At 67.9% G+C, this 21,625-nt stretch carries 22 protein-coding genes, 1 tRNA gene and 4 pseudogenes; 16 read left to right on the top strand and 11 right to left on the bottom strand.

Annotation, left to right across the window (positions count from 1 at the left end; all coding sequences use genetic code 11):
* The first annotated feature begins 16 nt into the window (after positions 1 to 16).
* The 9 genes and pseudogenes from sufB (at position 17) to RUTHE_RS04425 (ending at position 6,778) form a co-directional block, all read left to right on the top strand.
* Positions 17 to 1,527: pseudogene (gene sufB, locus RUTHE_RS04465) on the top strand (Fe-S cluster assembly protein SufB).
* A gap of 28 nt (positions 1,528 to 1,555) precedes the next feature.
* On the top strand, positions 1,556 to 1,867 hold the full coding sequence (locus RUTHE_RS04460; protein WP_021097103.1) for a heavy metal-binding domain-containing protein: 312 nt from the start codon (positions 1,556 to 1,558) through the stop codon (positions 1,865 to 1,867).
* Positions 1,860 to 2,267 (top strand): hypothetical protein, encoded by a 408-nt coding sequence (locus tag RUTHE_RS15325; RefSeq protein WP_051150375.1) that lies wholly within the window; start codon positions 1,860 to 1,862, stop codon positions 2,265 to 2,267. Before RUTHE_RS04460 ends, RUTHE_RS15325 begins: the two co-directional genes overlap by 8 nt.
* 25 nt (positions 2,268 to 2,292) lie before the next feature.
* Positions 2,293 to 3,054: a Fe-S cluster assembly ATPase SufC gene (gene sufC, locus RUTHE_RS04450; protein ID WP_021097101.1), complete on the top strand. Its 762-nt coding sequence runs from the start codon at positions 2,293 to 2,295 to the stop codon at positions 3,052 to 3,054.
* A complete protein-coding gene (locus RUTHE_RS04445) occupies positions 3,051 to 4,337 on the top strand; it encodes a SufB/SufD family protein (protein ID WP_021097100.1) in 1,287 nt (428 codons plus the stop codon). The genes sufC and RUTHE_RS04445 overlap by 4 nt, the downstream gene beginning before the upstream one ends.
* Before the next feature lies 1 nt (position 4,338).
* Entirely contained in the window at positions 4,339 to 4,857 is a 519-nt protein-coding gene (locus RUTHE_RS04440; protein ID WP_021097099.1) for a hypothetical protein, read from the top strand.
* Positions 4,847 to 5,449: a YIP1 family protein gene (locus tag RUTHE_RS04435; RefSeq protein WP_021097098.1), complete on the top strand. Its 603-nt coding sequence runs from the start codon at positions 4,847 to 4,849 to the stop codon at positions 5,447 to 5,449. Before RUTHE_RS04440 ends, RUTHE_RS04435 begins: the two co-directional genes overlap by 11 nt.
* A pseudogene (locus RUTHE_RS04430) lies at positions 5,442 to 6,660 on the top strand (cysteine desulfurase). The gene RUTHE_RS04435 and the pseudogene RUTHE_RS04430 overlap by 8 nt, the downstream one beginning before the upstream one ends.
* A gap of 41 nt (positions 6,661 to 6,701) precedes the next feature.
* Positions 6,702 to 6,778, top strand: a tRNA-Arg gene (locus RUTHE_RS04425).
* 219 nt (positions 6,779 to 6,997) lie between these two features.
* Here RUTHE_RS04425 and mepK read toward each other — a convergent pair.
* Positions 6,998 to 7,567: a peptidoglycan L,D-endopeptidase MepK gene (gene mepK, locus RUTHE_RS04420; protein WP_021097095.1), complete on the bottom strand. Its 570-nt coding sequence runs from the start codon at positions 7,565 to 7,567 to the stop codon at positions 6,998 to 7,000.
* Positions 7,568 to 7,863: 296 nt separating this feature from the next.
* Between mepK and RUTHE_RS04415 the strand changes: the two genes are divergently transcribed.
* Genes RUTHE_RS04415 through RUTHE_RS04400 form a run of 4 tightly spaced genes read left to right on the top strand, consistent with a single transcriptional unit; the run spans position 7,864 to position 12,081 of the window.
* Positions 7,864 to 9,474: a L,D-transpeptidase family protein gene (locus RUTHE_RS04415; protein WP_021097094.1), complete on the top strand. Its 1,611-nt coding sequence runs from the start codon at positions 7,864 to 7,866 to the stop codon at positions 9,472 to 9,474.
* 26 nt (positions 9,475 to 9,500) lie between these two features.
* Positions 9,501 to 10,583 carry a UDP-3-O-(3-hydroxymyristoyl)glucosamine N-acyltransferase gene (locus tag RUTHE_RS04410; RefSeq protein WP_021097093.1) on the top strand — a complete coding sequence of 361 codons (1,083 nt, stop codon included), beginning with the start codon at positions 9,501 to 9,503 and terminating at the stop codon, positions 10,581 to 10,583.
* 29 nt (positions 10,584 to 10,612) lie between these two features.
* Positions 10,613 to 10,873: an acyl carrier protein gene (locus tag RUTHE_RS16385; protein WP_021097092.1), complete on the top strand. Its 261-nt coding sequence runs from the start codon at positions 10,613 to 10,615 to the stop codon at positions 10,871 to 10,873.
* Positions 10,870 to 12,081, top strand: a complete 1,212-nt coding sequence (locus RUTHE_RS04400; RefSeq protein WP_021097091.1) for a beta-ketoacyl-[acyl-carrier-protein] synthase family protein — start codon at positions 10,870 to 10,872, stop codon at positions 12,079 to 12,081. The genes RUTHE_RS16385 and RUTHE_RS04400 overlap by 4 nt, the downstream gene beginning before the upstream one ends.
* An 11-nt stretch (positions 12,082 to 12,092) precedes the next feature.
* Here the strand turns inward: RUTHE_RS04400 and RUTHE_RS04395 are convergent, their stop codons facing one another.
* From RUTHE_RS04395 to RUTHE_RS16770, 4 genes and pseudogenes are all read right to left on the bottom strand, one after another.
* Positions 12,093 to 12,782 (bottom strand): invasion associated locus B family protein, encoded by a 690-nt coding sequence (locus tag RUTHE_RS04395; RefSeq protein ID WP_021097090.1) that lies wholly within the window; start codon positions 12,780 to 12,782, stop codon positions 12,093 to 12,095.
* Positions 12,783 to 13,120: 338 nt separating this feature from the next.
* A pseudogene (locus RUTHE_RS04390) lies at positions 13,121 to 14,077 on the bottom strand (tyrosine recombinase).
* On the bottom strand, positions 14,074 to 15,618 hold the full coding sequence (locus RUTHE_RS04385) for a hypothetical protein (protein ID WP_021097088.1): 1,545 nt from the start codon (positions 15,616 to 15,618) through the stop codon (positions 14,074 to 14,076). The pseudogene RUTHE_RS04390 and the gene RUTHE_RS04385 overlap by 4 nt, the downstream one beginning before the upstream one ends.
* A 2-nt stretch (positions 15,619 to 15,620) precedes the next feature.
* Positions 15,621 to 15,773, bottom strand: a complete 153-nt coding sequence (locus RUTHE_RS16770; RefSeq protein WP_021097087.1) for a hypothetical protein — start codon at positions 15,771 to 15,773, stop codon at positions 15,621 to 15,623.
* Between the two features lie 242 nt (positions 15,774 to 16,015).
* Between RUTHE_RS16770 and RUTHE_RS04380 the strand changes: the two genes are divergently transcribed.
* Both RUTHE_RS04380 and aroB read left to right on the top strand, forming a co-directional pair.
* Positions 16,016 to 16,525, top strand: a complete 510-nt coding sequence (locus RUTHE_RS04380; protein WP_051150405.1) for a shikimate kinase — start codon at positions 16,016 to 16,018, stop codon at positions 16,523 to 16,525.
* A complete protein-coding gene (gene aroB, locus RUTHE_RS04375) occupies positions 16,522 to 17,616 on the top strand; it encodes a 3-dehydroquinate synthase (protein ID WP_021097085.1) in 1,095 nt (364 codons plus the stop codon). The genes RUTHE_RS04380 and aroB overlap by 4 nt, the downstream gene beginning before the upstream one ends.
* A 15-nt stretch (positions 17,617 to 17,631) precedes the next feature.
* On the opposite strand, the gene ssb is transcribed toward aroB, so the two are convergent.
* Complete coding sequence (gene ssb / locus RUTHE_RS04370) at positions 17,632 to 18,111, bottom strand: single-stranded DNA-binding protein (RefSeq protein ID WP_021097084.1); 480 nt, start codon at positions 18,109 to 18,111, stop codon at positions 17,632 to 17,634.
* 207 nt (positions 18,112 to 18,318) lie between these two features.
* Between ssb and RUTHE_RS04365 the strand changes: the two are divergent.
* A pseudogene (locus RUTHE_RS04365) lies at positions 18,319 to 18,929 on the top strand (lytic transglycosylase domain-containing protein).
* Here RUTHE_RS04365 and RUTHE_RS04360 read toward each other — a convergent pair.
* From RUTHE_RS04360 to hpt, 5 genes are all read right to left on the bottom strand, one after another.
* Positions 18,926 to 19,825, bottom strand: a complete 900-nt coding sequence (locus tag RUTHE_RS04360) for a c-type cytochrome (protein ID WP_021097082.1) — start codon at positions 19,823 to 19,825, stop codon at positions 18,926 to 18,928. The pseudogene RUTHE_RS04365 and the gene RUTHE_RS04360 overlap by 4 nt on opposite strands.
* Before the next feature lie 4 nt (positions 19,826 to 19,829).
* Complete coding sequence (locus RUTHE_RS04355; protein ID WP_021097081.1) at positions 19,830 to 20,297, bottom strand: c-type cytochrome; 468 nt, start codon at positions 20,295 to 20,297, stop codon at positions 19,830 to 19,832.
* Between the two features lie 154 nt (positions 20,298 to 20,451).
* The gene (locus RUTHE_RS04350) at positions 20,452 to 20,715 is read right to left on the bottom strand and encodes a GlsB/YeaQ/YmgE family stress response membrane protein (protein ID WP_021097080.1); all 264 of its coding nucleotides are present in this window, start codon (positions 20,713 to 20,715) and stop codon (positions 20,452 to 20,454) included.
* Positions 20,716 to 20,802: 87 nt separating this feature from the next.
* Positions 20,803 to 20,973 carry a hypothetical protein gene (locus tag RUTHE_RS16765; protein ID WP_021097079.1) on the bottom strand — a complete coding sequence of 57 codons (171 nt, stop codon included), beginning with the start codon at positions 20,971 to 20,973 and terminating at the stop codon, positions 20,803 to 20,805.
* A 2-nt stretch (positions 20,974 to 20,975) separates the two neighbouring features.
* The gene (hpt, locus tag RUTHE_RS04345) at positions 20,976 to 21,512 is read right to left on the bottom strand and encodes a hypoxanthine phosphoribosyltransferase (RefSeq protein ID WP_021097078.1); all 537 of its coding nucleotides are present in this window, start codon (positions 21,510 to 21,512) and stop codon (positions 20,976 to 20,978) included.
* Between the last annotated feature and the right edge of the window lie 113 nt (positions 21,513 to 21,625).

Here is a 21,625-nt window from a genome sequence, read left to right as displayed (position 1 = left end):
GACAAGGAAGGAAAGCATGGCTGCACTCGATACCCGTTCCGAACTGGAGGTCCGCGACGGTGTGGACGAGGCGACGGTTGCCGCCGTGGCCTCGCTGGGCACCTACAAATACGGCTGGGAAACGGAGATCGAGACGGACTATGCCCCGCTCGGTCTCAACGAGGACATCATCCGCCTCATCAGCCGCAAGAACGACGAACCCGCCTGGATGACCGAATGGCGCCTGGCGGCCTATGCCCGCTGGCAGCGGATGGAGGAGCCGGACTGGGCGATGCTGCGGCTGCCGAAGATCGACTTCCAGAAGCAGTATTACTATGCCCGCCCCAAGAGCATGGAGGTGCGGCCGAAATCGCTCGACGAGGTCGACCCGAGGCTGCTCGAGACCTATCGCCGCCTCGGCATCCCCCTGCGCGAGCAGGAAATCCTGGCCGGCGTCCAGGGAGCAGAGCGCAAGGTGGCGGTGGATGCCGTCTTTGACAGCGTGTCCGTCGGTACCACCTTCCGCGAGGAGCTGGCCAAGGCCGGTGTGATCTTCTGCTCCATCAGCGAGGCGATCCGCGAACATCCCGACCTGGTGCGGAAGTATCTGGGTTCGGTGGTGCCGCCTTCGGACAACTTCTATGCCACGCTCAACAGCGCCGTCTTCTCGGACGGATCCTTCGTCTATGTCCCGCCGGGCGTGCGCTGCCCGATGGAGCTGTCCACCTATTTCCGCATCAATGCAGAGAATACCGGCCAGTTCGAGCGCACCCTGATCATCGCCGACAAGGGCGCCTATGTGAGCTATCTCGAAGGCTGCACCGCGCCGCGTCGCGACACGGCCCAGCTTCATGCCGCGGTGGTGGAGATCATCGCCGAGGAGGATGCGGAGGTGAAGTATTCCACCGTCCAGAACTGGTTCCCCGGCGATGCCGAGGGGAAGGGCGGCATCCTCAACTATGTCACCAAGCGGGCCGACTGCCGCGGCGACCGCTCCAAGGTGATGTGGACGCAGGTGGAGACGGGATCGGCGATCACCTGGAAATATCCCTCCTGCATCCTGCGGGGGGACATTCGCAGGGCGAGTTCTATTCCATCGCCATCGCCAACAATGCCCAGCAGGCCGATACGGGCACCAAGATGATCCATCTGGGCAAGCGCACGAAGTCGCGCATCGTGTCCAAGGGGATCAGCGCAGGGCAGGCGCAGAACACCTATCGGGGGCTGGTCTCCATGCACCCCAAGGCCGAACATTCCCGCAACTACACGCAGTGCGATTCGCTGCTCATCGGCGACCGCTGCGGGGCCCATACCGTCCCCTATATCGAGGTTCGCAACACCACCTCCAAGGTGGAGCACGAGGCGACCACATCGAAGGTCAACGAGGATCAGCTCTTCTACTGCCGCTCGCGCGGGATGACCGAGGAGGAGGCCGTGGCGCTGGTCGTCAACGGTTTCTGCCGCGAGGTGCTTCAGGTCCTGCCCATGGAGTTCATGGTCGAGGCGCAGAACCTCGTCGCCATCAGCCTTGAGGGGAGCGTCGGTTGAGATGGTCTGGGGCAGGGGAGAGACGGCGATGATCGTCACGACGACACCTTCGGTCGAAGGGCGCCGCATCGAGGCCTATCTGGGCATCGTCGTGGGCGAGGCGATCCTGGGCGCCAATGTGTTCCGCGACCTGTTCGCGCAGGTGCGCGATATCGTCGGCGGGCGCTCCTCGGCCTACGAGGCCTCTCTGGCCGAGGCGCGCGAGACCGCCCTGCGCGAGCTGCAGGAACGCGCGGCGAAGCTGGGCGCGAACGCGGTCATCGGCGTCGATCTGGACTACGAGGTCATCAACAACATGCTGATGGTCTCGGCCTCGGGCACGGCGGTGCGGCTTGGCTGAGACGCTGACGGCAGAACGGCCGCAACTTCTCCTCCCCGATGCCGAGGCGGCTTTCCTGCGCGATGGCCTCTCGCGCGCGGAGGTGATCGGAGGTGATCCTCGAATACGGGGCGGGGGGTTCATGCTGATGGCGGCCGCCCAGCCACAGCGCGCAGTCGGCCCCGTCTCGTCCTGGGGCCGGTCCCGCGCCGCCTGCTTCCTGACGGTGCTGTTCCGCGGCGAAAGGCCGGTCACGGTTTTCTGGGACGACGATGCCGATCGTCCCGCCTATCGCGAAGTCGAACGCTATGCACGTCCTGCCGCGATGGTCGGCCGGATGGCGCGATTCGACCTGACCCCCACGGCGTTGCATCCCGGCGATCTGACCTGGGTGATGGACGTCTTCACACGAGCACATTAGGCCCGCCGGGCCTCTGGAGGATTCGATGCTGGAAATCAGGAATCTGCATGTCGAACTGGAGGAAGGGGGCAAGCCCATCCTCAAGGGTCTCGACCTGACGGTGGAGGCGGGCCGTGTCCACGCCATCATGGGCCCGAACGGTTCGGGCAAGTCCACGCTGTCCTATGTCCTCGCCGGCCGGGAGGGCTATGTGGTCACGCAAGGCAGCGCACGGCTCGATGGCGAGGACATCCTTGCCATGGAGCCCGAGGAGCGGGCCGCCGCGGGGCTGTTCCTCGCCTTCCAGTATCCGGTCGAGATTCCCGGCGTCGGCAACATGACCTTCCTGCGCACGGCGCTGAACGCCCAGCGCAAGGCACGGGGCGAGGAAGAGATCTCCTCCGGCGATTTCCTCCGCCTCGTCCGCGAGAAGGCGCGCGCCCTCAACATCGATGCCGAGATGCTCAAGCGGCCGATCAATGTCGGCTTCTCGGGCGGAGAGAAGAAGCGCAACGAGATCCTCCAGATGGCTGTGCTCGAGCCGCGCATGTGCATCCTCGACGAGACGGATTCGGGCCTTGATGTGGATGCGATGCGGTTGGTGGCGGATGGGGTGAACGCACTGCGCGATGCGGGGCGCGCCTTCCTGGTCATCACGCATTATCAGCGCCTGCTGGATCATATCGTCCCGGATGTGGTGCATATCATGGCCGATGGACGGATCGTCCGCAGCGGCGGGCCCGATCTCGCGCTCGAGGTCGAGACCAACGGCTATGCCGGAATCCTCGGCGCCGGAGCAGCGGCATGACGATGCAATCGACCCTTCGTCAGGAAACGACCGAGGCGCTGATCGCCGCGCTGCCGCGCCCGGGAGGTGCGGCCTGGCTCGGCGCGGCGCGCGATGCCGCGCTGGAGAGGCTGCGCCGGATGGGCCTGCCTCAACGGCGCGACGAATACTGGCGTTTCACCGATCCGGGACGCCTTGTCTCCCCTGCCGTGCCGGCCGTTCCGCTGCGCGAGGATGACGAGAAGCCGGCCTTCGCCGCGGTCGAGCCTCTACGGATCGTCTTTGTCGATGGCCGTTTCGATGCCGCGGCCTCCGATCCCCTTGCGCCCGAGGGGGTGGAGATCGGGCATCTGGGCAGGCTGGAGCCAGCCGAGGGCCATTGGGCGGCCTCTCTCTTCGGCGTCCTGGAGGCCGAAGGCCAGAAGCCGGTCCCGCGCCCCTTCGCTGCGCTGAACACCGCCTTCGCCGCGGAAGGCGCGCTCATCCGCGTGCGCGGCGAGGCCTCCCGCCCCATCCATCTCGTCTATCGCCGCACAGGGGACGGGGCAGAGGTCCTTCTTCATCATGTTGTCCGGGTGGAAGGCGGGGCGAGTGTGACGCTGCTCGAAAGCGGGGTCGGCGCCGCCCGCCTGAACACGGTGCTGGAGGTGGATGTTGCCGAAGGCAGCCGCTTCCATCACGTCCGCCTGCAGGGCCGCGATCCGGCACGGATCGCCGTCACCCATCTGTTCGCGCGGGTGGCGGGGCAGGGCGAGTTCCGCTCCTTCACGCTCGGCTTCAACGGCGCGCTCAGCCGGAACGAGGCCTTCGTGACGCTGACGGGCGACGAAGCGGTGGCCCATGTCGCCGGTGCCGCCGTCGGCGATGGCGATTTCCACCATGATGACACGGTGTTCGTCACCCACCGGGGGCGGGGCTGCGAAAGCCGGCAGGTCTTCAAGAAGGTCCTGCGCCATGGCGCCGTGGGCGTGTTCCAGGGGAAGATCCTCGTGGAACGGACCGCGCAGAAGACCGATGGCTATCAGATCTCGCAGGGGCTGTTGCTGGACGAGCGGAGCCAGTTCCTCGCCAAGCCGGAGCTGGAGATCTATGCCGACGACGTGAAATGCTCGCACGGGTCAACCGCCGGCGCCATCGACGAGACAGCCCTGTTCTACCTGCGCTCGCGCGGGGTGCCGGCCGAGGAGGCCCGCGATCTGCTGACTCTGGCCTTCCTGCACGAGGCGCTGGACGAGATCCCCGACGAAAGATTGGCCGGCGAGCTGTCGGAAAAGCTCGAGGGCTGGCTGCGGAGGCATCGCTAGGATGGGCGTGACGGCGGATATCGTCCGGAGCCTGCGTCGCGGACCGCGGCAGGTGATGCGCGAGCATCTGGCCCGCGGGCCGCAGGAGGCCCGCGCTCTCGCCTTCCTGATGATCGGGTGCCTCCTCGTCTGGATCGCCCAGTGGCCGCGGCTTCTGCAGGAAGCGGCGGCCAACCGGCTGATGGATCCGCCGGGGGCCGCCTTCGATCAGCTTGCGGGCACCGCACTGTTCGGATGGCTCATGATCGTGCCGCTGCTGTTCTATTTCCTGGCCTTCGTCGCACATCAGGTCACGCGTCTGGCTGGGGGCGGAACGCAGCCCTGGTCGGCCCGCCTCGGGCTGTTCTGGGCCTGGCTTGCGGCCTCGCCTCTGGCGCTGCTGTCGGGCATGGCCCGGGCCCTGACGGGCGGCACGGTTGCCGCGAATCTGACCGGGATCCTCTGGATCGCCGTCTTTGCCGGCTTCTGGGTCGTCTGCCATCAGGAAGCGGCGCGAAAGGGGCAGATCCGTGCCGCCTGAACCCGCCCCTCCCGGTCTCCTGGCCCTCCTGCGCGAGAGCATCACCACGCCGCAGAAGCTTGCCGCGCGGCTCATGCGCTGGGGCCTGCCACTGGGGACCGTCGTGGAACTTGTGGTCCTGCTGTGCGTGCTCGATGCCCTTCTCGTGGGGATGGTGGGGGGCGGGCGATTCGTCCTCCCCGTCTCGGAGGATGAGATGCTCAGCCTGGGGCCTCTGGCCCATGCCGTCCTGCTGTTCGTCTCGCTGACCCTTTCGGCCGGGGCGATCCAGGTGGCCGGGCAGATGCTGGGGGGTAGGGGCCGGCTGACCGAGGCCCTCCTGCTGATGGGCTGGCTCGAGGTCGTGGGACTCGCGGTCCAGGTCGTTCAGGCGCTGATCCTGCTTCTGCTCCCCCCCCTTGCGGGCCTTGCCGCCCTGGCCGGGCTGGGGATCATGCTGTGGTGCCTCGTGCATTTCGTCCGGGAACTGCATGGTTTCCACAGCTATGGCCGGACGATCGCCACGCTGCTCCTTGCTCTTGTCGCCCTGGCGATCGGGCTGACGCTCCTCCTCGGTCCCTTCATCGCGCCACTGGAGGCCGCCCATGTATGACGTTCACGCCATCCGGGCCGATTTTCCGATCCTGTCTCGCCGGGTGCATGACCGCCCTCTCGTCTATCTCGACAACGGGGCCTCGGCGCAGAAGCCTCGGCCGGTGATCGAGGCGGTGACGCAGGCCTATGCCGAGGACTATGCGAATGTCCATCGCGGCCTGCATTTCCTCTCCACAGTCGCGACCGAGCGTTATGAGGCCGTGCGCGGCAAGATCGCGCGCTTCCTTCATGCCGCGCATGAGGACGAGATCGTCTTCACCACCGGCACGACGCAGGGAATCAACCTGGTCGCCTATGCCTGGGCCATGCCCCGGATGGAGGCCGGGGACGAGATCGTGCTGTCGCTGCTCGAGCACCATGCCAATATCGTGCCCTGGCATTTCCTGCGTGAACGGCAGGGAATCGTGCTGAAATGGGTCGAATGCGACCGCGAGGGGCGCCTTGACCCGCAGGCGGTGATCGACGCCATCGGCCCGCGCACGCGGCTTGTCGCGGTCACGCATCTGTCGAACGTGACCGGCACCATCGTCGATGTGGCGGCGATCTGTGCCGGCGCGCGCGAGAAGGGGGTGCCCGTCCTGGTGGATGGCAGTCAGGCCGCCGTGCACATGCCGGTGGATGTGCAGGCCATCGGTTGCGATTTCTATCCCGTCACGGGGCACAAGCTCTATGGTCCATCGGGATCGGGCGCGATCTGGATCCGGCGCGAGCGCATGGCCGAGATGCGCCCCTTCCTGGGCGGCGGCGACATGATTCGCGAGGTCACGCGCGATACCGTGACCTATGCCGATCCCCCCCATGAAGTTCGAGGCCGGCACACCCGGTATCGTGCCGACGATCGGTTTCGGCGTGGCCCTGGACTATCTGACGTCTCTGGGGATGGAGAACATTGCCGCGCATGAGCGGACATTGCGGGACCATGCCCGCCAGCGGCTGGAGGCGCTGGACTGGCTCGAGCTTCAGGGCCGGGCCGAGGACAAGGCCGCCATCTTCTCCTTCACCATGGCAGGGGCGCATGCCCATGACCTGTCCACGGTGCTCGACCGCCGGGGGATCGCGGTCCGCGCAGGCACGCATTGCGCGATGCCGCTGCTGGAGTTCTTCGGCAAGTCTGCCACCTGCCGGGCCTCTTTCGGTCTCTACAACACGGTCGAAGAGGTCGATGCCCTCGTGGAGGGGCTCGAGCTCTGCCGCGATCTGTTCGGTTGACGGCTTGCGCCCGATCGGCCGATGGCCTATGCCGCGCGCAGGCACCCGTAGCTCAGCTGGATAGAGTGCTGCCCTCCGAAGGCAGAGGTCACAGGTTCGAATCCTGTCGGGTGCGCCAGCCTCCTGCCTGGCTGCCGCTTTGTCCGGTTGCCGTGAATTCCCCCAGAAGGGTCCGGCACCCAGCCCGGGGACGCCCGGAATGCCGCGTGCCCGCTTTCCGGCTTTGTCTCTGCCCCCTCCCTCCGATCCCTGTCCTGTCACCTCCTGACACGACAACGCCCCCGCAGGGGGGGCGCGACAGGATGCGAATGACGAAAGGCGACTCTGTGCGGGTCTTTCAGGCGCCCCAAGTGCGGACGTCGCCGCAATCCATGTGGACGAAGTTGGATCGGCTGTAGCGGCCGACACCCCCGGCACGGCAGGCCAGGGCAGCGCGGGCAATCTGGTTCACCGACCGCGAATCGAGCCGCAGATCCGCCGCCTGTCCGCGCATGTGGAGCGAGTTGCGCGCCACGCCCGAGGACTGGGCGCGCAGCATGGCATTGGTCTGGGGCGAGCGGTAGCCGGACAGCAGCATGTAGGGCTCGTTCACCTCGAGCAGATTGTAGGCTGCCGTCATGATGTCGATGGTGCGGGTGTCGATGGCGACGGCCTGACCGGTGCGCCAGTCGCGCATGAAGAGGCTGATCTCGCGAACGGCTTCGGCGATGTATTCGCCATCGATCCAGTAGATGGTGTCGATCCGTTCGCCGGTGCGGCCGGAATACATCCGGATCCGCCGGATGTCGCCGGCACCGCGGAGGAATCCGGCTGCATTCGAGAAGGTCGGAGCGGCCGTGACTGCCGTCGCCGCAAACACGCCAAGAAGGGCGCGCCGAGAAATGCCCAGAGAGCTGTCGCTGTTCATGTCGCCGTTGCCTGTCCCGTCGCCTTGTATCAAGCTGTTGTTTCAACAGCCCTATTCTTGGTTCCATCCCCAGATGCAGGCTGCACTATGGCACAGCCGTCGCGGCCGACCAAGGACAGTCTGTCATCCGGTTCCTAACGAATCACCCCATTCGGCAGGAATCTGCGCAACCGGCCGGACTTTGCCGATGTGGCGCTGCGGCCCTGTGCAACGGGATCTGCCGATACGGCGATTGGCGGCCACGATGACCGGGGCTATCCTGACGGACAGGCAAGCCGATCATCTCCGGGAAACCGATGTCCGATCTCACGCGTCGCCGTCTTCTTCTCTCCCTCGCTGCGGGCGCTGCGGCAGCCGTGCTGCCGGCGGGGCGTGCCAGAGCCCTTGCGGTGGTGACGGGCTTCCGGCTGGGGGTTGCCGAGGCGGCAGCGCAGGATGCGGTCCTGTCGGCTTTCTACAGGGGGCGCAATTTCGAGCCACTCTGGGCCGGCAACGATCCGGTCGAGGTCGCGCGCCGCAATGCGCTGCTTTCGGCCATGGCCGAGACGCCGCTGCATGGCTTTGGCACGGCACGGCACGATCCGCAGGCCTTGCTGCGGCTGCTGACAGAAGCGCGCACCCCCTACGACCAGGGCAGGGCAGAGGTGGAGATGAGCCGCGCCCTGCTGCGCCTTGCCAGCGATCTGGGCCGGGGCATGCTCGTTCCCGGAGAGACCGATCCCCACATCAAGCGCGAGGCGATGGCGGCCGATCCTCTGGCCCTTCTGACGGTCTTCCCGTCCGAGGATCCCGAGGTCTTCCTGCGCGATCTGTGGCCCCGGACGCCGGAATATGCCCGCCTCCTGCGCGAGAGGATGCGGCTCGATCAGGTCATCCGGGCCGGCGGCTGGGGCGAGACGGTTCCCGGCGGCCGGCTCGAGCCCGGAATGACCGGAACGGCCGTCCTGCGCCTGCGCGACCGGCTGATCGCCATGGGCTATCTGCGGCCCACGGCCCGCGCCCGCTATGACGCCGCGCTGGCCGAGGCCGTGTCGCGCTTCCAGGCGGATCACGGTCTCGAGCCCGACGGCATCGCCGGCGACGGAACGCTGCGCGAGATCAATCTGGGCCCGGCCGAACGGCTGCGTTCGGTGCTTGTCGCGCTCGAGCGCGAACGCTGGAATGCCGCACCGCGGGGGCAGCGTCACATCTGGGTCAACCTGCCCGACTTCTCGGCCGAGATCGTGGACGACGATGCCGTCACCTTCCGGACCCGCGCGGTGATCGGGGCTGTCGAAGAACATCGCCAGAGCCCCGAATTCTCGGACCAGATGGAATACATGGTCATCAATCCGAGCTGGTTCGTGCCCCGTTCCATCATCGTGCGGGAGTATCTGCCGCAGCTTCAGCGCAACCCCAATGCCGCCGGACATCTGCGCATCACCGATTCGGCCGGACGGCTGATCAACCGCGCGGCCGTCGATTTCTCGCGCTATTCCGCCTCGAGCTTCCCCTTTGCCATGCACCAGCCGCCCGGACCGAACAACGCCTTGGGCGAGGTGAAGTTCATGTTCCCCAATCCGTGGAACATCTATCTTCATGACACGCCGGCCCGTGATCTCTTCGCGCGCGAGGTGCGGGCCTTCAGCCATGGCTGCATCCGTCTGCAGAGGCCGCGCGAGTTCGCCTATCATCTTCTCGCGCGGCAGACCGATGATCCGGAGGGATTCTTCGCCCGCCATCTGCAGAGCGGGGCCGAAACGCGGGTCGATCTCGAAGAGCCCGTGCCCGTCCATCTCGAATACCGGACGGCCTTCACGAAGGTCCGGGGCGGCCTTCAGTTCCGCCGCGACATCTATGGCCGCGACGGCCGCATCTGGGAGGCCCTGGCCGCCAGGGGGGTGGAGGCAGCGCCGCTTCAGGGATAGAAGCCCTCTTCCGGAAGGGGGTGCCCATGCTGACCATCGCCCGCATTGCCGAAGCGCTCGGCGCCAGGGCCGAAGGGGATCTGTCGCTGTCCGTGCGGGGCGCGGCCGAGCCCGGATCCGCCAGCCCGGATGAGCTGGCCATCGCGATCGCGCCGGACTGGGCCGGGGATCTCGCCAGGGGACGGGCGCGGGCCGCCCTTCTCTGGCCCGAGGCGGACTGGCAGGCTCTCGGTCTCGATGCGGCGATCTTCGTGCCCCGCGGGCGTCTGGCGATGGCACGCCTGACGGCCCTTCTGGACGAACCCGCCCTGCCGCCCGGCATCCATCCCTCGGCCGTTATCGATCCGGGTGCCGAACTGGCAGAGGATGTCGCGATCGGCGCCTTCACGGTCGTCGGTGCAGGGGCGGTGATCGGCCCTGGAACGCGGATCGGTCCCCATGTCACGATCGCGCCGGGCGTCCGCATCGGTGCAGGGGGACAGATCCATGCCGGCGTCCGCATCGGACGGCGTGTGACCATCGGCCGCAGCGTGATCATCCATCCCAATGCGGTGATCGGCGCCGATGGCTTCTCCTTTGTCACGGCCGCCCCCTCGCATGTCGAACTGGCCCGCAGCCGCATGGCCGAAGGAGAGATTCCCGCGCTCGAGGATCCCACATGGCATCGGATCCATTCCCTCGGCGGGGTCGAGATCGGCGATGATGTGGAGATCGGCGCCGGCTCCACGGTGGATGCGGGGACGATCCGCCCGACCCGGATCGGCGACGGCACGAAGATCGACAATCTCGTGATGGTTGCCCATAATGTGGTGGTGGGCCGGCACTGCCTCCTGTGCGGTCAGTCAGGCGTCGCCGGATCGAGCGTGCTCGGCGACCGGGTCGTTCTGGGTGGCAAGGCCGGGGTAGGGGACAATCTCGTCGTCGGGGATGACGTGGTGATCACCGGCGCATCGGCCATTCATTCCAATGTGCCGCGCGGTCGCGTCATGATGGGCAACCCGGCTACCCGCATCGACCTGCATGTCGAGAGCTACAAGGCCCTGCGCCGCCTGCCGCGCCTGCTGCGCGAATGGTCCGCAGGGGTTCCCAAAGGGCGCGGCGCGGACTAGACGGGCGGCAGGTCAGGCCAGGGGCGCAGATGGATATCAGGAACCGCGTCATCGCCATCCTTGCCGAGCAGGCCCTGCTCGATCCCTCCGACGTGCACGAAGACATGACGCTGAAGGATCTGGGGATCGATTCCCTGGGCGTGGTGGAAAGCATCTTTGCCATCGAGGAAGCCTTCGACATCAGTGTCCCCTTCAACGCCAACGAGCCGCTCAAGAGCGATTTCGACATCTCCTCCGTCGGCGCCATCGTCGCGGCCGTCGAACGGCTGGTGGCGGAGCGCGCCGCGTGACGCGCCGCGTCGCGATCACCGGCGCCGGGACGATCAATCCGCTCGGTCCCGATGTGCCCTCGACATGGGCCGCGATGCGCGAAGGGCGGACGGCCATCGGCCCTCTCGAGATCCGGGATGCCGACCGCCTTGGCATACGGATCGGCGCACAGGTCAGGGACTATGACGAGGCGGCGCATTTCTCGCGCAGCGAAGCCGCCCTGATGGACCGTTTTGCCCAGTTCGCCGTGCTGGCCGCGCGACAGGCCGTGGCCGCGGCGGGCCTCGCCTTCGAAGGAGAGTTGGCGCTTCGCAGCGGTGTGGTGCTGGGCAACAGCGGGGGCGGGCTGCAGACGGTGGACGACAGCTATCGCGCCGTCTATGCCGAAGGCCGCAATCGGGTCCACCCCTTCACCGTTCCCCGTCTGATGGCGAATGCCGGCGCCAGCCATGTGAGCATGGCGCTGGGCCTGAAGGGGCCGGCCTTCACGCTCTCTTCGGCCTGCGCCTCTTCCAATCATGCGATGGGCCTTGCCTTTCAGATGATCCGCTCCGGGGCGGCGACCGTGATGCTGACCGGCGGATCCGAAGCGATGCTCTGCTTCGGCGGGATCAAGGCCTGGGAAGGCTTGCGGGTGATGTCCCCCACCGGATGTCGCCCCTTCTGCGCCACGCGCGACGGCATGGTGCAGGGCGAAGGCGCCGCAGTCTTCGTCTTCGAGGACTGGGATCATGCTGCCGCACGCGGAGCCGACATCCTGGCCGAAGTGGCGGGTTTCGCCATGACGGCGGATGCCGGGGACATCGTCCTGCCCTCTGCCGAGGGGGCCGAACGGGCGATGCGCGGCGCCCTGGCCGATGCGGGGCTCGCGCCCGGGGATATCGGCTATGTCAATGCCCATGGCACCGGAACGGCCGCGAATGACCGCACCGAGGCCGCCGCGATCCATGCCGTCTTCGGATCGGCTGCGGACCGCCTCCTGGTATCATCGACCAAGGCGATGCATGGCCATCTGATCGGTGGCACCGGGGCGGTCGAGCTTCTCGCCTGTCTCCTTGCGCTGCGCGAAGGGATCATTGCCCCGACAGTCGGCTGGCGGGAGCGCGACCCCGACTGCGCGCTCGACATCGTGCCCCATGAGGCGCGGCAGGCCCGCATCAGGGCCTGCCTGTCGAATGCCTTTGCCTTCGGCGGTCTCAATGCCGTGCTGGCACTGAAGGCCGCCTGATCCGCCTTGGATCACTGCGCCGGCTCGGCGGGGGCTTCGGCGGCCGCGGCCGTCGTGTTGAAGCCCGCAGTAAAGCCAGAGAGCGAGATCCGCAGATCCACGACCTGATCCGGGGCCGCCGCCGGCACGATCCGGAGCAGCGCTGCATTGCCCCGGCGGAACTGGTCCAGCTCGGCAGCCGTGAAGCCCACTCGTGCCACGCAACCCGCCCGCATGCAGAAGGTGAAGGGATAACGCCGCTCCGCTCCGCCATCCACGGACAGGCGCAGCCCCTCGGGCAGCAGCGTCTCGAGCGGGGTGACGATCGTCGCACCGGCCACAGCCTCTCCCGCCTGACCGGGGGGCAGGGGGAACATGCTGATTTCGGCCACCGTATTGCCTTCGCCATCATGCAGGAGCTGATAGAGCTGGCAGGGATCGGGGCCTTCCTCCTCGCGCACGCACCGCAAGGCCCAGTCGCCGAAGACCTCACGGATATAGGGTTCGCCGATGGCGGGCTCGGCCGCCTGATCGACCGGCTCGCCCATCGACAGGCCCGTCCCGGCCGGATCGCTGCCTTCTTCCTGGGCGGGTGCGGCAGGATCGGCCGCAGGATCGGCAGGCGAAGCGGGCTCGGTCGGCGCGGGGTCCGTGGCCTCCTGCGCGGCCAGAGGGCCGGCCAGCGCGAGCAAGGCCAGCAGGGACACGAGGCGGATCGTCATGAAAAGCGTCCTCCAGAAGCGGTCTGGGGGCGCAGTATCACGCGGCGCAGCCCCTGTCACATCCTGCGTTCCCGCCCTGGCGGCGCGGCAGGCAAGGATCTGCCCGAAAAAGAGAAAGGGACGCTGCCGCAGCGTCCCTTTCCCCCTCTCCCTGCCGGACTTGGCCGACTTTCCTGCTTGGACCCTAGGACAAGCTCTCATGGGCGTCAACGCCGTCGCCGGCAGGCCGCGCCGCAAAAAAACGGCCGCGTCGGCAGACGCGGCCAAGTCGGTCAGGGAGGAGTGCATCCGGCCCGAACAGAAGACAGGTCGGATGCCCCCTCTCTGACATGAAGATGTCAAGATTCGGTTAACGTCTCCGGCCCCGTATCGTCCGCAGGGTCCCGGGCCAACGGGTGATGCGTCGTCACGAGGGTCCGAAGATGTTCGTCGAGGACATGGGTATAGATCTCGGTCGTGGCCAGGCTGGCATGGCCCAGCATCGTCTGGATGGAGCGCAGATCCGCCCCCCCGGCAGCAGATGCGTGGCAAAGGCATGGCGCAGCCGGTGGGGCGCGACGCGATCGGGATCCAGCCCCGCCCTCAGGGCATTGGCCTTCAGGATCGCATGAAAGGCCTGTCGGGTGAGATGACCCGACCTCCCGCGTGAGGGGAACAGCCAGGGCGAAGGCGGGCTGCCCACGGGCCGGCCGGCCTCGAGGGCATCGCGCTGGATGAGCCAGTCCCTCACGGCCTCGCGCGCGGGATCGGAAAGGGGCACAAGGCGTTCCCTGCCGCCCTTGCCCCGCACGAGGATGGCGCGGGGGTCGTCCGCGGACGGCAGCCACGGGCAGCGAGACAAGCTCGCTCACGCGCAGACCTGTGGCATAGAGCAGCTCCAGCAGGCAGGTCTCGCGCTCCCGGTCGCGGGGGGCAGAGCGGGCGGCGGCGATCATCCCCTCGATCTCGGCCAGGGTCAGCGTGCCAGGCAGTCTGCGCCCTGACCCGGGCCCGCGCAGGCCCAGAGCGGGATTGTCGGATCGCAACCCCTCCTCATGGGCAAAGCGGTGGAACTGCCGCAGAGCCGACAGCCGGCGGGCCCGGGTCGCCTTGGACAGGCCGCTGGCCTCGCAGACCTGAAGATAGGCCTCGATCTCGGCCCGTCCTGCCTGTTCGACGGACAGGCCGCGGCCCTGAAGCCAGGTTTCGTAATCTGCCAGATCGCGCGCATAGGCGGCGCGGGTATTCGCCGCGGCGTCGCGCTCGGCCAGGAGCGAATCGAGAAAGGCCCCGATCCAGCGTGACCTGCCCGTCATCGGGGTGCGAAGAGGATCAGATATTCGAGAGCCGCCTGCCGGGCCACGGCTTCCTGACCGGCGGCACGCAGCGTCGCGAGGGCCCCCGAAAGCGAACGGAGATCGCCATCGAGCCCGTCCTCGAAGGCAAGGATGGCCCGTAACAGCGCCTCGCCGGTGCGGCCCGCGGCCAGAAGGGCGGCCATCTCCTCGGGCGGAGAGGTGGCAAGACCCTCCAGAACGGCGGCAGAGGGGCCGTCCGGCGGCGCAACGGCCCCGGGATCGCCGGCTGCCACCGCATCCCAGACCGCGCCACGGTCATCCGTGGCCGGCCTCATCCGCGCCACGCGGGACGCACCGGGAGAGAGAAGCCCGGCCATTCGCGCGATCTCTCCTGCCTCGCCCGTGAGATCCAGCCCCGCGAGCGCCTCGCCGAACAGGCGGGCGAAGGGCACCGCCAGACCGGCCGCGTCCATGAGCGGCCAGAGATCGGGCAGGAGCGTGGCCACGGCCTCCGCATCACCCTGCGCCAGCGCGCGGTCCAGTTTCTGGATGGCGGCCGCACGGTCCCATACACCTCCCGAAGCTGCCGGGGCGCGGGCGGTATAGACGGCCAGCAGCACATTCTCGGACAGCGCGCCGCGCCGGGCCAGACGCTCGGCCGCCTCGATCTGGGCACGCCAGGCGACCACCGGCCTCAGATCGAGATTCGCATAGGCGAGGGGCAGCCCATCGGTCGGCATCAGCATGCCCACGGCCTCGAGCAGGCGGTAATCGAGCGGGGTGGGGCGGGCCGGCGGGCCGATCTCCTCCTCCATCTCGGCCAGATCCGGATCGAGGAAGCGGCTCAGCAGCGCGTCGTCCTCCAGCGAGACATCACCCAGGGCCCGCGCCGTCCCGAGCGTCAGGGCCGCGGTGTCCCAGTCGCCGTTGCGGGCCAGGCAGAAGACGCGCGCCTCGAGCGTGGGGGCCAGCGACGGGTGGGTCCGGAGCATCTCGCAGGCATCGCCTTCGGTCCCCGTGAGCAGGGTGGCATCGAACCAGCGGCGAAAGACGTCGCGATCCCTCAGATCCGCTGATTCGAGCAGCGACTGGGCGGCCTCCACCTCGCCCATCGCCAGAAGGCGGTCCACCCGGGCGAGGAACAGCGGCCCCTGCGGCTGCGCGCCGGCGGGCGGCGCAGCCTCCGCCAGCATCAGCGTGACCGTCAGGTCCTGCAGGGCCGGAAGCGGTTCGGCAGGCAGAGATGCGATCAGTCCGACCAGGACATCTTCCTCGCTTGCCGTCCAGAGATCGACGGGCAGCCCCGTCACTTCGGGCGGCAGGACGCCCCGCACGGCGCCGGCAGAGGCGTCGAGCGGCATGACGCTGATATCCGGCACGGCGGCATCGGTGGCGACCGGCGCCTCGGGCGGAAGTGGCGAGCCAGGCAGGGGGGGGGAGATCGCCGCCGGCTCGACGCTGTGCGACAGCCAGTCGATCGCCGACAGCGGCGCCCCGGAATCCTGTGCAGACAGGGGGCCGGCCAGGGTCGCGACCGAGGCGAGGATCAGGCGCCGCATCCTCAGTCGAGATCCAGATCCACGGGCTTCGTCACCTCCCGCAGGGGAGGGGCGAAGTCGTCCGGGAAGAGCAGGGGACCGATATAGGCATAGGCGACCAGGGCAATTCCCGCCAGCACGGCAAGGATCAGCAACAGCTTGATCAGTCGCCACATCTTTGCCTTCCCCCGCGTTGCCCTGCGGTCCCGCCCTTGCCTCTGGGGAGGTTATATATGGTCTTTCCGGGGAGTTCACCCCATTAGGGAGCCGGATGGCGCCTTCGGCGGGAAAGAGAGGGGGCAGGGGTCGGGACATGAGGGAAGGCAGACGCGATCAGGATGCGGAGCAGGGAACCGCTGTCTTTTCCTCCGGCCATGCCTCTCCTGCGCGCCTTCTCCGCAGCATCGTCCTTGTGGGGATGATGGGTTCGGGCAAGACCGCGGTCGGCCGTGCGCTGGCCCAGAAGCTGGGGGTTCCGTTCCTGGACAGCGATCAGGCGATCGAGGAAGCCGCCCAGGCCAGCATCGCGGAAATCTTTGCGCGGGACGGAGAGCCCTTCTTCCGCGACCGGGAGGCAGAGGTTCTGGCGCGCCTTCTGTCCGGCCCGCCAGCCGTCGTCTCCACGGGTGGCGGGGCCTTCCTTGCCGAACGCAACCGCCGCAACATCGCCGAACACGGCGTGGCCCTCTGGCTCGATGCCGATCTGGAAACCCTCTGGGAACGGGTGCGTCACAAGGAAAGCCGCCCCTTGCTGCGCACCCCCGATCCCCGCGGCACGCTGGCCGCGCTTCTTGCGGCCCGAACCCCCATCTACCGGCTTGCCCCCCTGCGGCTTGCGGTCGATCCCCGCTCCTCGGTAGAGCAGACCGCCGCCAGGGCCCTGGCTCTTCTGACCGCCCATCCGGGCATTCTGGAGTCCGTCTCTTGACCACGGTTCATGTCGCGCTGCCCGGTCGGGCCTATGACATCCATATCGGCGCCGGTCTTCTGGAGGCCGCGCCCGATCTGCTGCGCCCGCATCTGCGCCGGCCCCGCCTTGCCGTCGTGACAGAAGAGCGGGTCGCCGCGGCCCAGGGCGAGGCTCTCCGGGCACGGCTGGCGGCGGCGGGGATCGAAACCCTCATGCTGGTCCTGCCGCCGGGCGAAGGAAGCAAGGACTGGGCCACGCTCGGCCGCACGGTGGAATGGCTGCTCGAGCAGAAGGTGGAACGGAATGATCTCGTGCTCGCGTTCGGCGGCGGCGTGATCGGCGATCTGGCCGGCTTTGCCGCGGCCATCCTGCGGCGCGGTGTCCGCTTTGCCCAGATGCCGACGACACTGCTTGCCCAGGTCGATTCGTCCGTGGGCGGCAAGACCGGCATCAACACGCCCCAGGGGAAGAATCTGGTGGGGGCTTTCCATCAGCCGGTCGTCGTGATCGCGGATCCCGCGCTTCTGTCCACCCTGCCGCATCGGGATCTGCTGTCCGGCTATGGCGAGGTGGTGAAATACGGCCTGCTGGGCGATGCCGCCTTCTTCGGCTGGCTCGAGGCGCAGGGACCGCATCTCCTCTCGGATCCTGCGCTGCTGGAACAGGCGGTGGTCCGGTCCTGCGAGATGAAGGCGCGGATCGTCGAACGCGACGAGACCGAGACGGGCGAGCGCGCGCTGCTGAATCTCGGCCATACCTTTGCCCATGCTCTCGAGGCCGCGACGGGCTATTCCGACCGTCTCCTCCATGGCGAGGCGGTCGCCGTGGGCCTCGGGCTGGCCTTCGATCTGTCCGCGCGCCTCGGCCTCTGCGCGCAGGAGGAGCCATCCCGCATCCGGGCCCATCTGCAGGCGATGGGGATGAAGGCGCGGCTTTCGGACATTCCCGGTCCCCTGCCGGATCCCGAATCGCTTCTGGCCCTCATGGCGCAGGACAAGAAGGCCGTGGCCGGGCGGCTGCGCTTTGTCCTTGCGCGCGGGATCGGCCAGGCCTTCGTGACCGATGACGTCCCGCAGGAAGCAGTGATCGCCACGCTGCGGGACGGGTAGGGGCCTGCAGAAGGGTCAGAAGGGAATGTCGTCGTCCAGATCGGGCCGGCTGCCCCCGAATCCACCGCCCCCGGAGGCACGGCCGCCCGATCCGCCGCCATAGCCCCCTTCGTCGGGCCCTCCCCGATCCTCTCCGCCGTCGCCGCCCCGGCCGTCCAGAAGCGTCAGCTCGCCCCGATAGGGGCGCAGGACGATCTCGGTCGTGTAGCGGTCCTGACCGGACTGGTCCTGCCATTTCCGGGTCTCGAGCTGGCCCTCGATATAGACCTGGGATCCCTTGCGCAGATACTGCTCGGCGATCCGGCCCAGATTTTCGTTGAAGATGGCGACGGAATGCCATTCCGTCCGTTCCTTGCGCTCTCCGCTGGTGCGGTCCTTCCAGGTCTCGGATGTGGCGATCCGCAGATTGACCACCCGCCCGCCGTTCTGAAAGCTGCGGACCTCCGGATCGCGGCCCAGCCGCCCCACCAGGATGACCTTGTTCACGCCCGCCATTGCGGCCTCCCCTCTCGTTTCGGGCTGTTTACATCACGCCCGGGGCCGGAAGGACAGGGGCACGCGGCCTTCAGGGACGTCGTTCTGCCGTCACGGCATGGCAGCGTTCCGCCGATGTGGCACAGAAACCGGATGGACGGATGGCGTGCGCAGGTTAGCCTGCGAGCTGTTGCAGGAGCGGACAGGGGGCGAACGGACAGGGGGCCCATGCGGGGATATCGTCATCGCTGCACCGCCATGCTGCTGCTGGGGGCGCTGGCCCTTCCGGCCGGCGCGGCACAGGGACAGGACCGGATCTCGACCTCGGACCGGCTGGCCCTGTTCCGGTCCCAGATTGCGGTGCTCGATGGACGGGCGGCCCAGCAATACAATGATTCGATCCGTCTCCAGCCCCCACGGATCGAGGTTCCGCCCCCGCCGGGGCTTGAGGGACCGCCTCCCTATGCCGGTTCTCTGGCCAGCCCCTATCTGGAGGCGGCACGCGCCGCCGCCCGCCGCCACGGGATTCCGGAGGATCTGTTCCTGCGGCTGGTCCAGCAGGAATCGGGGTGGAATGTGCGGGCCGTCTCGCACAAGGGGGCCATCGGACTGGCCCAGCTGATGCCGGGACGGCCCTGCTGCTTGGGGTGGATCCCCATGATCCCGAACAGAATCTCGAAGGCGGGGCGCGCTATCTGCGGCATCAGTTCGAGACCTTCGGAAGCTGGCCCCTTGCGCTGGCCGCCTACAATGCCGGCCCGGCCGCCGTACAGCAATACGGAGGCATTCCCCCCTATGCCGAGACCCAGGGCTACGTCCGGGCCATCTGGGGACCCTAGTTCCCGGCGGAGGGAACGGGCGGAACCGCCTTGAGATAGGCGGCGATCGCGGCCCGGTCCGCATCGGACAGCTGGGCCATGTTGCGGATGACCTCGGCCATCTCGCCGCCGGCCACGTCGAAATCCGGCGTGAAGCCGGTGGCCAGATAGGCAGCGATCTCGCCCTCGCTCCAGGTCAGGGCGGCCGGGGTGATGTTCGGGATGCGCCCTTCGCCCGCCGGATTCGGCGCCCCGCCCAGCCAGCGTGACAGGTCCGGCCCGCCCAGCGCGTTGCGCGGGGTATGGCATTCCCCGCAATGGGCCAGCGCCTCGACCAGATAGCGTCCCCGCTCCTGCTCGGGGGTGAGGTCGCCTTCGACGACCCAGCCATCGCGGGAATAGAGCAGTTTCCAGATCCCGACGGCGCGCCGGATGCCGAAGGGAAAGGGCAGCTCATGGGGCAGATCCGCCGCATCCGAAGGCGGCAGGCTGCGCAGATAGGCGACCAGATCGGCGATGTCCTGAATCTCGGCCCGCCGGTAGGAGGCGTAGGGAAAGGCCGGATAGTAATGCGACCCCGAAGGCGAGACCCCGCGCATCACGGCCTGAATCACCTCGGCATCGGTCCACTCCCCGATCCCCTGCGGCGAGGGAGAGATGTTGGGCGCATGGAATGTCCCGAAGTCCGAGACGAAGGCGCGCCCGCCCGATAGGACCGGCGCTTCGATGGTTTCGTCGCCGGGGGCCCGATGGCAGGAGGCGCAGCCGGCGGCCGCGAAGACGACACGCCCGCGCTCAGGATCGCCCTCGACCCCTTCGAGCGCCGAGGCGGGCAGGGGGTCGGCCGCGGAGGCCCACCAGCCGGCCGCACCCCCCAGCGCCGCGACGGCCAGCAGCACGAGCAGCGCCCGGGCCAAGGCCTTACTCCCTCGCGCGATAGCTCTGGTGGCAGCCGCTGCAGGCCTGTCCCACGGCGCCAAGGGCCCCCTGCAGGGCGGCCAGATCGGTTCCTGCCGCGGACTGCAGCGCTGTCACGGCTTCGAGCAGGGCGGCATGGCGGGCCTCGAAATCGGCCATGTTCTCCCAGATTGCGGGAAGGGCACCGCTCCCCTCGATCTCGCCCTGTGCGGTGCCGGGCAGCCAGTAATGCGACTGGTCGATGGAGGCGAGGTGAAACAGATTGTCGGCAGCACGACGGGCGGTCTCGGCGTCGTACTCGGCATTCCCCTGCGCCATGCCGACCAGGACGCCGATATTGGCAGCATAGTTGAGCATGTGCCCCTGCCGGATCTCGATGGCGCGCTCCTCGGGGCTGCCGTCCTGCGAAAGGGCGGGCGCGCCGTTCGCGGCAATCGCGATCGCGATGATGAAAGGGGAGAACTGACGCATCGTCTGGCTCCTTGCGGCTGGATGCTGCCGCGCCAGACTAGGCGATGCGCCGTCCTCGCCAAAGCAAAAACACCTGCGAGAGACGTGATCCCGCCGGCGGGAAACAGGTCGGGGGCGCGACGAATCCTGCCGCACCCCCTGTTCCTGTCAGCAGTCAGGACCGCTTGCGGACCATGCCGACGATCCACAGCAGGATCACGGCACCGACGACGGAGACGAGGATGCTCCAGATCCAGCCGCTGTTTCCGGTCAGGCTTGCACCGAACAGAAGACCGAAGATCCAGCCGCCGATGACCGCACCGACGATGCCGACGATGATGTTGGTCAGGAGGCTGTCGTTGCGGCCCATGATCTTCTCGGCGATCCAGCCCGCGATGGCACCGACGATCAACCAGCCGATGATTGCTCCGAGGGTCATGTCAAGGTTCCTTCCGTTGCGCCGTCCGGGCCTCCGGCGGCCTGTCCATCAAACGCCGAAGCGAGCCGTTTTGATCCCTCCGCTGCGTCAAGGTCTGATTCGCTGTGGCGTCAGCCACACAGGCCAGCCCCAGAGCCATTCGATCAGACCGAAGGCCAGGACGACACCGACCACCAGGAGCACGGCTACGGCCCGGCGTCCGCGCGGGGGGTTGCGCACCAGAAGCGCGATCCGCATCAGGAGGCGAAGTGGATCCATGCTCAGAGGAACCGCACCTTGCCGATATGCGGCAGGTTCCTGTTACGCTGCGCGAAGTCGATTCCGTAACCAACGACAAACTCATCGGGAATCGAGAATCCGATCCAGTCTGCCCGAACCTCTGTCTCGCGCCGCGACGGCTTGTCGAGCAGGGCGATCGTCCGCAGGCGGGCGGGCCGGCGGGTCTGGATGATGCGGGTCACATGGGCCAGCGTATGCCCCGTATCGACGATATCCTCGACCAGCAGCACGTCGCGCCCCTCGATGGCCGCACGCAGATCCTTGAGGATCCGCACCTCGCGCGAGGATTCCATGGCGTCGCCGTAGGAGGAGACCTCCATGAAATCCACCTCGATCGGCAGGTCGATCTCGCGCACCAGATCGGCGATGAAGACGAAGCTGCCCCGCAGAAGCCCCACGACGACAAGCTTGTCGGTGCCGGCGAACTCGGCCTCGATCTCGCGCGCGAGGGCCTCGACCCGTGCCGCGATGGTCTTGGCCGAGATCATCTGATCGATGACATAGGGACGGGTGGTCATGGCGGATCGTCCTTTCGCGCTGCCCCTTCTCTCGCGCCGGCAGGGCGCGGAGGCAAGGGTGAGGGGCCGTTCGGTTTGCTCTTGCACATGGCGTCCGGGCAGGAGAGATGAGG

The sequence above is a fragment of the Rubellimicrobium thermophilum DSM 16684 genome (assembly GCF_000442315.1).
Taxonomy (GTDB): domain Bacteria; phylum Pseudomonadota; class Alphaproteobacteria; order Rhodobacterales; family Rhodobacteraceae; genus Rubellimicrobium; species Rubellimicrobium thermophilum.
This window is presented reverse-complemented; position numbering and strand designations above follow the sequence as displayed.